Origin of the sequence: Mucilaginibacter ginkgonis (assembly GCF_009754905.2) — a bacterium.
GTDB classification, from domain to species: domain Bacteria; phylum Bacteroidota; class Bacteroidia; order Sphingobacteriales; family Sphingobacteriaceae; genus Mucilaginibacter; species Mucilaginibacter ginkgonis.
Genome location: NZ_CP066775.1, coordinates 266,668 through 279,719 on the forward strand (window position 1 = coordinate 266,668; position 13,052 = coordinate 279,719).

The 13,052-nt window shown below is 44.1% G+C and carries 14 protein-coding genes; 9 read left to right on the forward strand and 5 right to left on the reverse strand.

The genetic code is table 11. The features are described from left to right. Nucleotides 1-5 precede the first annotated feature (5 nt). The 4 genes from GO620_RS01195 to GO620_RS01210 form a co-directional block, all read right to left on the reverse strand. Nucleotides 6-887: an NAD(P)H-binding protein gene (locus tag GO620_RS01195; protein WP_157523118.1), complete on the reverse strand. Its 882-nt coding sequence runs from the start codon at nucleotides 885-887 to the stop codon at nucleotides 6-8. 94 nt (nucleotides 888-981) lie between these two features. Further along, complete coding sequence (locus GO620_RS01200) at nucleotides 982-1,299, reverse strand: Dabb family protein (RefSeq protein ID WP_157523115.1); 318 nt, start codon at nucleotides 1,297-1,299, stop codon at nucleotides 982-984. 9 nt (nucleotides 1,300-1,308) lie between these two features. Then, nucleotides 1,309-2,625 carry an ABC1 kinase family protein gene (locus GO620_RS01205; protein WP_157523112.1) on the reverse strand — a complete coding sequence of 439 codons (1,317 nt, stop codon included), beginning with the start codon at nucleotides 2,623-2,625 and terminating at the stop codon, nucleotides 1,309-1,311. 110 nt (nucleotides 2,626-2,735) lie between these two features. Continuing rightward, nucleotides 2,736-3,395: a TetR family transcriptional regulator C-terminal domain-containing protein gene (locus tag GO620_RS01210; RefSeq protein ID WP_157523108.1), complete on the reverse strand. Its 660-nt coding sequence runs from the start codon at nucleotides 3,393-3,395 to the stop codon at nucleotides 2,736-2,738. A gap of 79 nt (nucleotides 3,396-3,474) precedes the next feature. Here GO620_RS01210 and GO620_RS01215 point away from each other — a divergent pair, with 79 nt between their 5' ends. The 7 genes from GO620_RS01215 (at nucleotide 3,475) to purN (ending at nucleotide 9,549) form a co-directional block, all read left to right on the forward strand. Further along, the gene (locus GO620_RS01215) at nucleotides 3,475-3,633 is read left to right on the forward strand and encodes a DUF2256 domain-containing protein (RefSeq protein WP_157523105.1); all 159 of its coding nucleotides are present in this window, start codon (nucleotides 3,475-3,477) and stop codon (nucleotides 3,631-3,633) included. A 132-nt stretch (nucleotides 3,634-3,765) separates the two neighbouring features. Further along, nucleotides 3,766-5,040 (forward strand): DASH family cryptochrome, encoded by a 1,275-nt coding sequence (locus GO620_RS01220; RefSeq protein WP_157523102.1) that lies wholly within the window; start codon nucleotides 3,766-3,768, stop codon nucleotides 5,038-5,040. Between the two features lie 85 nt (nucleotides 5,041-5,125). Further along, nucleotides 5,126-6,013 carry a UbiA prenyltransferase family protein gene (locus GO620_RS01225; RefSeq protein ID WP_157523093.1) on the forward strand — a complete coding sequence of 296 codons (888 nt, stop codon included), beginning with the start codon at nucleotides 5,126-5,128 and terminating at the stop codon, nucleotides 6,011-6,013. Then, the gene (locus tag GO620_RS01230) at nucleotides 6,013-7,737 is read left to right on the forward strand and encodes a hypothetical protein (RefSeq protein WP_157523090.1); all 1,725 of its coding nucleotides are present in this window, start codon (nucleotides 6,013-6,015) and stop codon (nucleotides 7,735-7,737) included. The genes GO620_RS01225 and GO620_RS01230 overlap by 1 nt, the downstream gene beginning before the upstream one ends. Nucleotides 7,738-7,741: 4 nt before the next feature. Next, nucleotides 7,742-8,338 carry an HAD family hydrolase gene (locus GO620_RS01235; RefSeq protein ID WP_157523087.1) on the forward strand — a complete coding sequence of 199 codons (597 nt, stop codon included), beginning with the start codon at nucleotides 7,742-7,744 and terminating at the stop codon, nucleotides 8,336-8,338. A 69-nt stretch (nucleotides 8,339-8,407) separates the two neighbouring features. Then, the gene (locus GO620_RS01240) at nucleotides 8,408-8,905 is read left to right on the forward strand and encodes a hypothetical protein (protein WP_157523084.1); all 498 of its coding nucleotides are present in this window, start codon (nucleotides 8,408-8,410) and stop codon (nucleotides 8,903-8,905) included. 65 nt (nucleotides 8,906-8,970) lie between these two features. Continuing rightward, entirely contained in the window at nucleotides 8,971-9,549 is a 579-nt protein-coding gene (gene purN, locus GO620_RS01245) for a phosphoribosylglycinamide formyltransferase (protein WP_157523081.1), read from the forward strand. Here the strand turns inward: purN and GO620_RS01250 are convergent. Further along, nucleotides 9,546-10,163: a PAS domain-containing protein gene (locus GO620_RS01250; protein WP_157523078.1), complete on the reverse strand. Its 618-nt coding sequence runs from the start codon at nucleotides 10,161-10,163 to the stop codon at nucleotides 9,546-9,548. The genes purN and GO620_RS01250 overlap by 4 nt on opposite strands. 162 nt (nucleotides 10,164-10,325) lie before the next feature. Here GO620_RS01250 and purH point away from each other — a divergent pair, with 162 nt between their 5' ends. Further along, nucleotides 10,326-11,852 carry a bifunctional phosphoribosylaminoimidazolecarboxamide formyltransferase/IMP cyclohydrolase gene (purH, locus tag GO620_RS01255; RefSeq protein WP_157523486.1) on the forward strand — a complete coding sequence of 509 codons (1,527 nt, stop codon included), beginning with the start codon at nucleotides 10,326-10,328 and terminating at the stop codon, nucleotides 11,850-11,852. A gap of 97 nt (nucleotides 11,853-11,949) precedes the next feature. Then, complete coding sequence (locus GO620_RS01260) at nucleotides 11,950-12,972, forward strand: rod shape-determining protein (protein WP_157523075.1); 1,023 nt, start codon at nucleotides 11,950-11,952, stop codon at nucleotides 12,970-12,972. Nucleotides 12,973-13,052 lie beyond the last annotated feature (80 nt).

Consider the following 13,052-nt stretch of genomic DNA (forward strand, 5'->3'; position numbering starts at 1 on the left):
GGGTGTTAGCCCGCATGCTGCAAGGCTTGTTTAAAATTTAACCGCTGCATGGGGACGATATTCAGAATAGCGTCGTCTCGGGAAATGAGGTCATACTTCAAATTCTCGACCAGTGTTTTGGCATGCGAATAACTGATGGGGGTCAAATAATTAAGCCAATATGAAGAAAGTGCCGAAGAAACTTCGGGCACGGTAACAATGGTGGTTTTTATGCGGCGGCAAATGTCGCCGTAAATGCTAAGCATTTGTTTAAAGGTCATTACGTCTGGACCGCTGATATGAAATTCAGCGTCATAAACATCCTTATTTAAAAGGCACCCGATAAGGTATTTGATCACATCGCTAACGGCAATAGGCTGTTCCTGCGCCTTTGACCATTTGTTGGCGATAATGATTGGCATTTTTTTAGTAAGGCCGTCCATTAACTCATTTGCCACACTGCCCGGGCCAATGATCATGGTAGTTTTGAGGATAGTAATGGCAGCATCGGCCTTGCATAAAATATTTTCCACATGCTGGCGCGATAGACCTTCGGCAGTCAGGTGATCGTCAATGTCACTTAACGAAATGATCTGCTTGCAATTGGTATTGTCAATCGCTTCCAGGAAATTTTGTGCTACAAGGGCTTCCAGTCCCGCAAAGCCAGATGTTTGGATCATGGCGTTTACCAGGTAGTAAGCCGCGTCAATATCGGTAGGGATGGGTGCGATGCTGCGGTTTCGGAGCAGGTCGCCGATTACGATAGTAACACGGTCGGCATTTGGGTTTTGCTTACGAAAAAGTGCCTCATCGCGCACCAAGCACACCACATTGTGGCCCGCATCAAGCAAGGCAACAATTAGTTTTGTACCGATGTATCCATTAGCCCCAGTTACCAGCACCTTCATATCTGTAGCACCAACAATAAAAAAGGCAATGGGGTTTTAAAAAAAGAAATTGTAACCCCCAAACCCTAGAGGGGGAACCGAAAACAAAGCTCCTTCAGGGGGTTGGGGGTATGCTATCGCTAACCACCACCTTAGCGCATAGCGGTTTGGCAACGCCCTCTGCAAAGGCCACGTGGGTTGGGTCCACCTGATAAGCCTCTTCATCCTGCGCGCTGGCGAACAACAGCAGCAACGACACATCATAACTTCTGTCAACTACGTCGCGGTGCGTATCTGCAGGCTCCCCAATGTGCATGTGTTTGATAAACGAAATTGGCTTCAACGTTTCGAGGCCGGCTATGAATTTGGCCTTGTCGGCTTTGTCCTTCAACCAAAAGTGTACATGGTGCACAAAAGAATCTTCGAATTGCATATTTAGGAATTAAACGGCCAGCAAATGCGGTTTGTAAGTATCTGTTTTAACGCAGGCTTTAAGGTCGTGCAAAATATTATATAAACCAAAATTTGTACGGTTAACATAGATGAAGTGCTTTACACCGCGCGCCTGCTTAAATTCGGGCATGCGGGCAACTTTCTCACCAAAGCTAAACAGGTCGTCAAAAAATGCGGTCTGGCTAAAGTCGAAGGTTTCACTCAAATAGGGTTTAGCAAAGAGGCCTATCATTTGCTTGTACATGCCATAAAAGAATTCTACCTGCTGGGGGGTATCGCCCGGCAAGATCATCTCTAACTCGCGGAATGCTTTGATGGTCTCTTCTTTATTTTCCAATAGGTTTGTTGAGGTAAGCGCGAAGAACGGGTAGTAAAAATCTTCGGGCATTTCTTTGATACAGCCAAAATCTATGATGCCTAAGTTACCTTCGGGCGTGATCAGGAAATTACCCGGGTGCGGGTCGGCATGTACCGCACGCAGCTCGTGCTCTTGAAAATTATAAAAATCCCAAAGCGCCTGGCCTATCTTATCCCTTAGCTCCTGCGATGGGTTGGTAGCTAAAAACTCTTTAAGGTGCATGCCATCCAGCCAGCTCATGGTGATGATACGTTTGCTCGACAGTTGCGGAAAGTATTCAGGAAAAACGATGGTATCCAGATTAGCGCAGGCGTTAGAAAATTCAATAGAGCGGCGAACTTCCAGTTCGTAATCGGTTTCTTCTAAAAGGCGTTCCTCAACCTCGCGCATATAGATGTCGAGTTCCTTCTCACTCATGCCCAGCAAACGGAACGCGAATGGCTTAACCAGTTTAAGGTCTGATGATATGGAATCGCCCACACCCGGATACTGAATCTTCACAGCCAGCTTTTTTCCGTTCAACTCGGCCTGGTGAACCTGACCTATGGATGCTGCATTGGTAGACTTAAGATTGAATTTGTCGTAGATCTTATCCGGTGTTTTGCCAAAGTATTTCTTAAACGTTTGAACGATGAGCGGCCCCGAAAGCGGCGGCGCATTATACTGCGACTGCGAAAATTTATCGACATAGGCAGTGGGCAGCAGATTTTTATCCATGCTCAGCATCTGCGCAACCTTCAATGCGCTGCCCTTCAGCTCGCTTAAGGAGTTGTAAATATCAGCTGCGTTATCTTCGTTCAATTGTGTTTTATCCAGATCCGGGTTAAAAAGCTTTTTGGAGTAATGCTTAATATAGTTGCCGCCAACCTGGAAACCTGTTTTAATAAACTTGGCACTGCGCTCTACCTTTGAGGTAGGTATACTATTCTGTTCTTTATTTTCGCTCATTAACCCCTCCAACCTCTCCTAAAGGGAGGCTTTTATAAATATTTCGATGATGGAATTTGGGTGATAGGTTCAGCCCTGTTAATTCTCCCCTTCAGGGGCGGGGGCGATGTTTAGACAGGGAATCCCATCTTCTCTTTAAACCCGGCGTTCTTTGCCAGAAACTTGCCGTAATCCAAAAGGTTATCGATGGGCGAACGCTGGAAAAGATCGAAGGTTACATTAACGCCTTTTTCTATAGCCTCGTCAGTTTTTTCAAACCCGGCAGAAGTATCATTCACCCAAAAGTTAAGCACAAAGCCAAATTGCATCCACAGACCGTCTTTGTATCGTTTTGATAGGAATTTACGGTCCGCCAGCTCGCCCGATTCCAAACCCTGTTTGATAATGCTGTCCGCAAAATTCTCGACAACCTCTTTGAGTTTGTTCAGCGCTTGCGGATGAGTAAGCATGGTTTTATGTTTCTTCAGGCTATAAACAGCGAAACTACGGTTGCGCTTAAGCAGCTCAAAAAAGCTATAGAAAAATGACAACGCTTTCTCACGCGACGAGTACTGCGGCCAGATATCCTGATTGTTGATCTCTGTAATGGTGGTGTTGGCAATGTCTGCCCAAACGCCTTGTTCTACCGCCTCGAATGAACCGTAAAATTTGTAGAATTCGTCCTCGGCCATTTTATTTTTCCTGGCGAACACGTAAACCGACTTGGGTTCTTCGCCGTGAGTTAAAACGTAGTCTATATAAGCTTTTTGTATACTTTCTGCTGTAGCCATAACGCGATTTTATTGTATTAAAGTTACCGTTTAATATCTTAGCAAATGTCATGCTTAAATTATAATTGCCTGTGAACTAATGCCCGCACCAAAACGAATTTTAAAAGAAAACCTGCCGCAAAAGATCTGCGCTACATGTGGCCGGTCATTTGCCTGGCGAAAAAAATGGGAGAAGGTTTGGGATGACGTAAAATACTGCTCCGATAAATGCAGATCGAACAGAACTAACGAGTCTTAACATCTTGCTTCTTGTATCTTTATTCCTGTCTTGTTATCTTTATTTAGATTGTTTAAATGGTGTCAAAAATTTTGTCGCCGTGTGTTAGTGACACAAATAATCGCAAATTTACCTGTTGACTGATTTCTGTTAATGAGCGATAGAACTATATTAGTTTGGTTTAGAAATGATCTGCGCGTAAGCGATAATGAAATCTTGTTAGAAGCTACCCGCAAGGCCGATAAAGTACTGCCGCTCTATATATTTGATCCTTACTATTTCACCACGGATGCGGATGGTTTACAGAAAACAGGCAGCATCAGGTCAAAGTTTCTGATAGAGTCTGTCGGCAACCTTCGTGAAAATTTACAGGCGCTTGGCGGTAACCTTATGGTGCGCATTGGCGACCCTGCCGAGATCATTCCGCAAGTTGCGCAGCAATACCAGGTTAATGAGGTTTATCATCACCGGGAAGTATCGTTCGAGGAAACTGCCATTTCAGAAAAGGTGGAATCGGCTTTATGGAAGATTAAGCTTAACCTTAAGCATTTTATCGGCCACACGTTATACCACAAAGAAGACCTGCCATTCCCTATCAAAGATATACCCGACAGCTTTACCATTTTCAAGAAAAAGGTGGAGCGCGATAGCGTAGTTAGGCCTGTTGTACCCACGCCCGACAGCATCAGCATCCCGGACAATTTTGAAGCAGGCATAATCCCATCCCTGGCGGATCTTGGATTGCAAGAGCCGGTAACCGATCCGCGTGTGCGATTTAGTTTTACAGGTGGCGAAACGGCGGGAAAGCTTCAATTGCAAAACGCGTTAGAGAGTAGTACAGCGGTTGTTGCAAAAGCCGGTAAAACAGGAAAGTTCAATACAGGGCTTTCTCCCTGGATAACGGTTGGGTGCCTTTCGCCCCGGGAAGTGTACCATTCCTTCATGTCCAAGTTTCAGCATCAGAACAATCCGGTGGTGCTTGACCTATTGTGGCGCGACTACTTCAGGTTCATGTTTAAAAAGCATGGCAGCGCGAACTTTTTTAAAGTAGAAGGTTTTAGTGGCGAGGTGCCGGAATTGTCGCAGGAACAGGAAGAATCATTCAACAGGTGGAAAACTGCATCAACGGATAACGAAACCGTCAATGTATCTATAACAGAGCTAAATACTACGGGCTATATCCCAAATAATCTCAGGCAGATCAGTGCCCAATACTTAACTGAAGGACTTAAGGTAGATTGGACAAGGGGCGCACGCTGGTTCGAAGCTAAGTTGATAGACTATTCGCCGGCCAGTAACTGGGGCAACTGGGCTTTTGTATCTGGTGTAGGCAACGACGTAAAGTTTACTGCAAATTTCAAAATGCCATCAATATCCAATGATGAGCATACTGCAAAGTGGCAGGCAGCCGTTATTAACGCGGAATAAGGCCATCTTCCAAGCCTTTCAAATTAAATAGTTTATAATATCTTTGGTTGCGCAGCCTTGGTGCCCTTAGCTGCATACAACCAGCATGGCCAAACCACAACAAATTTTTTCTTTACTGCGCGTTCATCAGTGGGTTAAGAACATTTTTATTTTCCTGCCCATATTCTTCGGTCTTAAGATCATGCAGTTGAATTTGCTGCTGAATGATGTGTATGCTTTTATAGGCTTTTCTTTTTTTGCCAGCGCGGTCTATATTTTTAATGACCTGATAGATGTAGAGGCAGACCGGCTGCATCCCAAAAAACAATTCCGCCCGATAGCGGCAGGCCTGGTTACGACAAGGCAAGCATTGATCATTATACTTGTACTTGTAGGGGCCGGGTCACTACTCCTGTTCCTCACGCTAAATCAGCCTTTAATTTGGGTATTGGTAATAATTTATCTTGTGCAAAACCTGCTTTATACTGTAAAGCTTAAACATATCGCCATTGTGGATATTGTGATTATCGCACTGGGTTTTCTGATCAGGATAGTGCTGGGTGGCATTGTAACCAACACGCCGCTTTCACATTGGATCGTACTGATTACCTTCCTGCTTGCCTTATTCCTGGCGCTGGCCAAACGCCGCGACGACGTTTTGCTTTTTGAAAAGACAGGCAACAAAATGCGCAGCAACATCGACGGTTATAATCTTGACTTTTTGAATGTGTCGATGTCAATTATGTCGGCCGTGGTTATCGTCGCCTACATTATGTACACCACCTCTCCCGATGTGGTACGAATGGTGGGAGAGAAAGTTTACGTTACGTCTTTTTTTGTAGTGATCGGTGTGATGCGTTACCTGCAGGTTACGTTTGTTAAACATGAAAGCGGCAACCCATCTATCATACTTTTACGCGACCGCTTTTTGCAATTGACAATCGCAGGCTGGCTGGCCACCTTTTTCATTTTACTTTACACTAATACCTTATAATGATCGCTAACGCTCAACGCCGGTCGGATTTTGCCTTTCTGCTGGCTTTCTTTTTTATCAACCTGGTAGGGGTAATGCTTGCATTATCGGCGCTGTCGTTTGCTGTTGGTATCTCCATTTCGCCGGTGCATTTTCCGTTGTCGATAATTATAGCATTGGTGACGAACTATTTTCTTTCTGCGAGATACTACTTTGTGAAAGACAACGCGGTCTTTCTACGCTCGGTTCTGCTTATTGTTGGCTTATCAATCGTTTCATTTTTAATAGCAGGGTACTTTTTCGACTCATCGATAGACGGGCAGACCTATCATCAAAATACTATCATCCAATTGAAAAATGGTTGGAACCCCTTCCACCAGGAGCTACCTGCCGATATGCAATTTAGTATCTGGCTTAACCATTATGGCAAGGGCGCGGAGATTCCGCAGGCAGTTGTTTATGCTTTTTTTAATAAGATAGAAACCGGTAAGGCCACCAACTTCTTTTTATTTCTTGGCGCTTTCTTTTTAACGGTCTCCCTCCTGTTTAAGTTCAACAGGTTTACCACGTTTAAAGTATATCTGTTGGCCGCCATACTTACTTTCAATCCGGTGATATTGGTGCAATTGCTTAGCTACTGCATCGATTCGCATTTGGCATTGATGCTGCAGTGCCTGTTTTTGTTAGGTTGCTTTTTGCTGATAGATAAAGACAAGTTTAAGCTATGGCTGCTGCCCGCGGTGATCATCATCGCCTTGAACATTAAGTTCACGGCCATCATATTTGTTGGTGTTTTAGTGATCGGCATACTGGTCACTTTGCTTTACCGCAAAGACGTGGCACAGTTTAAGAAGGTTTTTATCACGGCTGCCCTTGCCACATTTGCCGCTATCGCAGTGGTGGGATATAACCCATATGTAACCAACACGGTCGACCATAAAAATCCTTTCTACCCGCTTGCCGGTAAAGGAAAGATCGACATCATGACCCGCAATTCACCGATGGGCTTCCCAAAGAATAACAGGTTCCACAATCTGTTTACGTCGCTGTTTTCGCGCACGGCCAACATGCTGCTGCCGCAAACAGATCAGCCGCAATTAAAAGTGCCTTTTACATTTAAAATGCAAGAAATGCGCTTCTCGTACGAAGAAGACATCCGCATTGGTGGCTTTGGCGTATTGTTCAGTGGTATTATTATCCTGAGTTTGATCTTAGCGATCTTCACGATCAGGCAATTGTCTAAACCAACCCGTGCGTTGCTTGCGTTTATGATAGGTACTATACTGGTTTCCGTATTCATTTTTGAATATTCATGGTGGGCCAGGTATGCACCTCAAATATGGTTTTTGCCAATCATTATACTTGCCTTTTCTGAGATATGCACCGGCACGCCGGTGAAATGGGTGCGTAATATTACCTATGTTCTTATTGTATTAAACCTCTGCCTGCTTGGCGCGGTGTCATTATTTAAAAATCTTGTCGCGACCCAAAAGACGAAGTATCAATTGGCCGAGTTGAAGACTTTGAAGGATACAGTAACGGTAGACTTCGACATCTATACAGACTCGCGGTTAAAGTTTACGGAGAATAACATCCCTTTTAAAGAAGCAAAGCTGGACAGTGCATCGGTTAATTTCCCGATGAAATATATCCATGCGATGGTTCATTTGAAAACGCAGCCGCAACCTTTGCCGCAACCATATTTGTTTAAATTGGATGAGGTGTTAAAAAGCAAATCGCACTAAGCCAATGGTAATAGCAGCATTTGATTTTGACGGAACACTTACAACAAGGGACACACTTTTTCACTTCATCATTTTCGCATTCGGCAGGCGAAAATTATTCAGGGCTCTGGCGGTGCTGTCGCCTGTACTTATTCTGCACAAAATTAAGCTGGTGTCTAATCATAAAGCTAAAGAGCGGCTGTTCGGCCACCTGTTTGCGGGGATGTCTGTAAATGAATATCGAGACCTATGCAGAAATTACGCCGCGGAAGTTGATAAAATATTAGATAAGGCAGTGATGGATAAATTGCTTATACATCAGCAACAAGGCGATACAACCGTTGTGATCAGTGCTTCTATTGAAGACTGGATCAAACCCTGGGCAAATAACAGTGGGATTGATGAAGTGCTGGCCACACAAGTCGAAGTCGCCAATGGCACCATAACCGGGAAATTTAAATCTCAAAATTGCTACGGGCAGGAGAAAGTAAACCGTCTGCTTAATGCCTATCCTAACCGGAAAGACTATCAGCTTTATGCTTACGGAGATAGTGTCGGCGACCGCGAGTTATTGGCTTTAGCCGACTTTAGTTTTTACCGTTATAAAGCGCCAAGGCAATAACGTTCATCATTCGCAGTTTATGTTTAATAGCGGGTACAAAAACTATCTGTATTTTTGCAGAACGCAACCATGAAGTTCAAATTGTCCTTACTTCTTTTTCCGGCACTCATATTAATTGTGTTTATTACAAATTCGTGCAAGAAAACCGATCAGTCTTACACGCCGACATTGTTAACCGCCTCGCCCTGGACTTTGGCATCTGTTGAAGTGCATAATTACGTTGGTGCCACAGAAAATAAGGTTGATACGCTGAATACCAAATGCCTGCTAAAGCAGATTTTTACTTTCAGCAGCGACAATACCTGCAATTACCAGAATTTCATTTGCCGGGCAGGCAGCAATAGTGGCAACTGGCAATTCAGCGACGATAAGTTAACCTTGATGGCCAATTTTACAGCTAAGGACACCGTTTTAGGCGGTCGTGATACTACAGACATGCCGTTTAAAAACGCCAGGATAGCAAATTTAGGCAGCTACTCATTGATATTAGAGACCGGCGACATCAACACTTACTATACATCTTCAACAGTGCGCCACATAAAGCGTTGGGCTTTCATACACCAGTAAAATTCAATTTTACGTCGGAATTATCGGTAAAATTTTATATTTGAGGTGGTTACAAACCGCATGATTTGAAAAAGAGGATAGCCATTTTCGCGTCAGGATCAGGTTCAAATGCCCAAAAGATAATTGAGCATTTTAAGCGCAGCAACGTTGCCGAGGTGGTGCTGGTTTTGAGCAACAACCCCAACGCTTACGTGTTGCAGCGCGCCGACAACTTCGAGATACCTTCACATTCTTTCAGCAAACACGAGCTTTACGATACCGACCAGATAGTTAAGTTGCTTAAAAATCTTCAGGTAGATCTAATCGTTTTAGCTGGTTTTTTACTGCTTGTACCGCAATCTTTATTACAGGCATTCCCTAATAAGATCATCAATATACACCCGTCCTTGCTGCCTAAATATGGCGGTAAAGGCATGTATGGCGATAAGGTTCATCAGTCTGTTCTGGACAACAGGGAAGAAGAATCTGGTATTACCATCCACTTTGTAAACGAGCATTTCGACGAGGGCGAAGTGATCCACCAATCCCGCTTTAAAATAGACCATAAAGACAACCTCGAAGTTGTAAAGTTTAAGGGCCAGCAGTTAGAACACCACCATTACCCGCGCGTTATAGAGCATTTGCTGGCAAAGATGAAGAGTTAATTACCGTCGCTAGTTTTATCCGTCATCAATTTTATCATCACATCCAATTCTTTCGCGCTTTGATCGAGCATCTTTGCTATATTTTTAGCGTTGGCGTTTAATTGAGTGGTGTTAAGCAATGCTATCAAGCCTATAATATTGGCGACAGGTTTCCGCACCATGTGCGATTGCATAAAACCGATCTCCGACAATTTACCGTTTGCAGCCTCAATTTCAGACCGTGCACTCAGAAGTTCCTCTTCGGTATTCATGAACTTGGTGATGTTGTACCCAATACAAAAAACGCCTTCGGGCTGGCCATTTTCATTCATAATTGCTTTGATCTCCCATTGAGTGATCACATAGCCGCCGTTACCATCATGCTTTCTCAGGGTAGCCGGGAATAATTTATCAGGCTCTGCAAAGCATTGTGCACCAACTTCTTCACAAATTTTTATGTCGTCCTCGTGGAGCGTGCTGTAAAAAGGTTTTCCAAGTAGTGTATCAAAATTTACCCTGAAGTTATCGTCGTAGTTCTGGCTTACGTAAAAATACTCACCCGCCATATTAACGGCAATGGTATAAAATGAGGTTGAATCCTTTAGAAGTGATATGGCTTTTTTGTAGGCGTCCATTCAGGTGACAGGTTGAATTTTTAATTGATAAATGTAAAAAGTAGTTAAATATAAATTAAAAGATGCTGTTAAACATTACCATTTACGTGACTGGTTAAAATGTTACAAACAGCGGCTACATCAATCATTTTATCTACTTTTGCGGCTCGAAACATCCTTTGCATGAGCCAGCCTGTTAAAATTAAAAACGCCTTAATTTCTGTCTATTATAAAGACCATTTGGAAACGGTGATCACCGAGTTGAAAAGACTTGGCGTAACTATTTACTCCACCGGTGGTACAGAAAGTTTTATACGCAGTTTGGGTGCCGATGTTGTTGCTGTAGAAGACCTTACATCGTACCCGTCTATCCTTGGCGGAAGGGTTAAAACCTTGCACCCCAAGGTATTTGGCGGCATACTGGCGCGTCGCAGTTTACAAACGGATCAGGAACAATTGGGTGAGTATGAGATCCCTGAGATAGACCTGGTTATTGTAGACCTTTACCCATTTGAAGAAACGGTTGAAAGCGGCGCCGGGCACGACGATGTGATCGAGAAGATAGACATCGGCGGTATTTCGCTTATCCGCGCGGCGGCTAAGAATTATAAAGACGTGGTGATCATTTCATCGAAAGATGATTACCAGACCTTAGCCAACATCCTTAGAGAAAAGAATGGCGAAACAGATATAGAAGATCGCAAAAAATACGCGTTGAAAGCTTTCAATGTATCATCCAATTATGATACCGCCATCTTCAAATATTTTAATCAGGATGAGCAACTGCCTGTGTTTAAACAGAGCATACAGCAATGCCAGGTTTTGCGCTACGGCGAAAACCCGCATCAGCAAGGTATATTCTACGGCCAGTTAGACGCTATGTTTACCAAGCTCAACGGCAAGGAACTGTCTTATAATAACCTTGTGGATGTTGATGCGGCAGTTGCGTTGATAGACGAATTTACCGAACCAACTGTCGCGATACTGAAACATACCAACGCATGTGGCGTGGCCTCACGCAGTTTTATCAAAGAAGCCTGGATAGACGCCCTGGCTTGCGACCCTGTTTCGGCTTTTGGCGGAGTGATTATTGCCAACGCGGAAATAAACGAAGAAACCGCGGCCGAGATAGACAAATTGTTTTACGAAGTGCTGATAGCGCCGGCCTACACTGACGAGGCGCTTGCCATTTTAACGGCCAAAAAGAACCGGGTGATATTGATCCGCCAAAAGGTGGAACTGCCTATCAAGCAGTTCAAGACTTTGTTAAACGGCGTTATCGAACAGGATAAAGACCTGGTGATAGAAGGCCCGGCGCAGATGACAGCGGTTACCAATGCGAAGCCTACAGAGCAACAGCTAAAGGACCTGCATTTTGCCAATAAGATTGTAAAGCATACCAAGTCTAACACCATTGTTCTTGCTAAAAATGACCAGTTGCTGGCAAGCGGCGTTGGCCAGACGTCAAGGGTAGATGCTTTGCGCCAGGCCATAGAGAAGGCCCGCAGTTTTGGTTTTGATCTGCAAGGCGCGGCAATGGCTTCGGACGCGTTTTTCCCGTTCCCTGATTGCGTAGAAATAGCATCGGAAGCAGGGATAACTTCTGTGTTACAACCAGGGGGTTCTATAAAAGACCAGGACTCGACCGACATGGCTAACCAAAAAAATATTGTGATGGTTACCACTGGTGTAAGACATTTCAAACACTAAATTGCACAAAGATGCAAGGCATTAAAAAGCAAGCGATTAATGCCTGTTTTTGACTAATTTTTTTAAAATTTGCAGATTATTCTGACACGCTGATTCAATGGGTTTATTTAACTTTTTTACGCAAGAAATTGCCATAGATCTTGGTACCGCGAATACCCTGATCATACATAACGATAAAGTTGTTGTTGACGAACCATCTATAGTGGCGCTTGACAGGCAAACCAATAAGGTTATTGCCATTGGGCACCAGGCTATGCAGATGGAAGGTAAGACACACGAAAAGATACGTACCGTACGCCCGTTAAAAGACGGCGTAATTGCAGACTTTGACGCTGCCGAGCACATGATACGTGGCATGATCAAAATGATCAACAAAGGCAAAAGCTGGTTTTTCCCTTCTCTGCGTATGGTGATCTGTATCCCCTCAGGTATTACAGAGGTAGAGAAACGCGCCGTGCGCGACTCGGCCGAGATAGCCGGCGCAAAAGAGGTTTACCTTATTTATGAGCCGATGGCAGCAGCCGTGGGTATCGGTATAGACGTAGAAGAACCGATGGGCAACATGATCATCGATATCGGCGGTGGTACTACAGAGATCGCGGTTATTGCCTTGTCAGGTATCGTTTGTGATCAGTCTATACGTACAGCAGGTGATAACTTTGATGCAGACATTGTTCAATACATTCGCCGTCAGCATAATATCATGATTGGCGACCGTACTGCCGAGAAAATCAAGATCGAAGTTGGTGCTGCTTTGCCGGAGCTGGCAGATCCGCCGGCAGATTTTGCCGTACAAGGCCGCGATCTGATGACCGGTGTGCCAAAACAGATCACTGTATCGTATACAGAAATTGCGCATTGCCTTGATAAGTCTATCTCTAAAATAGAAGAAGCAATCTTGAAGGCGTTGGAGATTACTCCGCCAGAACTTTCTGCAGATATTTATCAAACAGGTATTTATTTAACAGGTGGTGGTGCATTGCTGCGCGGCCTGGATAAACGTGTAGCTGCAAAAACCAAATTACCTGTACACGTTGCAGAAGACCCGCTTAGGGCAGTTGTGCGCGGTACAGGTACGGCACTTAAGAACATCGGCAACTTTAAATTTTTAATGCAATAAGCTAATGATAGAATGATTGAATGAGGAGAAGGATTGAATGGGGGATATTATTCTCCCGGCAAAACTTAAACTCACTCATT

Coding starts and splice junctions, on each gene's coding strand:
- purH (WP_157523486.1), top strand. CDS start 10,326: ATGAGCCAGCCTGTTAAAATTAAAAACGCCTTAATTTCTGTCTATTAT.
- GO620_RS01250 (WP_157523078.1), bottom strand. CDS start 10,163: ATGGACGCCTACAAAAAAGCCATATCACTTCTAAAGGATTCAACCTCA.
- GO620_RS01240 (WP_157523084.1), top strand. CDS start 8,408: ATGAAGTTCAAATTGTCCTTACTTCTTTTTCCGGCACTCATATTAATT.
- GO620_RS01230 (WP_157523090.1), top strand. CDS start 6,013: ATGATCGCTAACGCTCAACGCCGGTCGGATTTTGCCTTTCTGCTGGCT.
- GO620_RS01260 (WP_157523075.1), top strand. CDS start 11,950: ATGGGTTTATTTAACTTTTTTACGCAAGAAATTGCCATAGATCTTGGT.
- GO620_RS01225 (WP_157523093.1), top strand. CDS start 5,126: ATGGCCAAACCACAACAAATTTTTTCTTTACTGCGCGTTCATCAGTGG.
- GO620_RS01220 (WP_157523102.1), top strand. CDS start 3,766: ATGAGCGATAGAACTATATTAGTTTGGTTTAGAAATGATCTGCGCGTA.
- GO620_RS01210 (WP_157523108.1), bottom strand. CDS start 3,395: ATGGCTACAGCAGAAAGTATACAAAAAGCTTATATAGACTACGTTTTA.
- GO620_RS01200 (WP_157523115.1), bottom strand. CDS start 1,299: ATGCAATTCGAAGATTCTTTTGTGCACCATGTACACTTTTGGTTGAAG.
- GO620_RS01205 (WP_157523112.1), bottom strand. CDS start 2,625: ATGAGCGAAAATAAAGAACAGAATAGTATACCTACCTCAAAGGTAGAG.
- GO620_RS01195 (WP_157523118.1), bottom strand. CDS start 887: ATGAAGGTGCTGGTAACTGGGGCTAATGGATACATCGGTACAAAACTA.
- GO620_RS01215 (WP_157523105.1), top strand. CDS start 3,475: ATGCCCGCACCAAAACGAATTTTAAAAGAAAACCTGCCGCAAAAGATC.
- GO620_RS01235 (WP_157523087.1), top strand. CDS start 7,742: ATGGTAATAGCAGCATTTGATTTTGACGGAACACTTACAACAAGGGAC.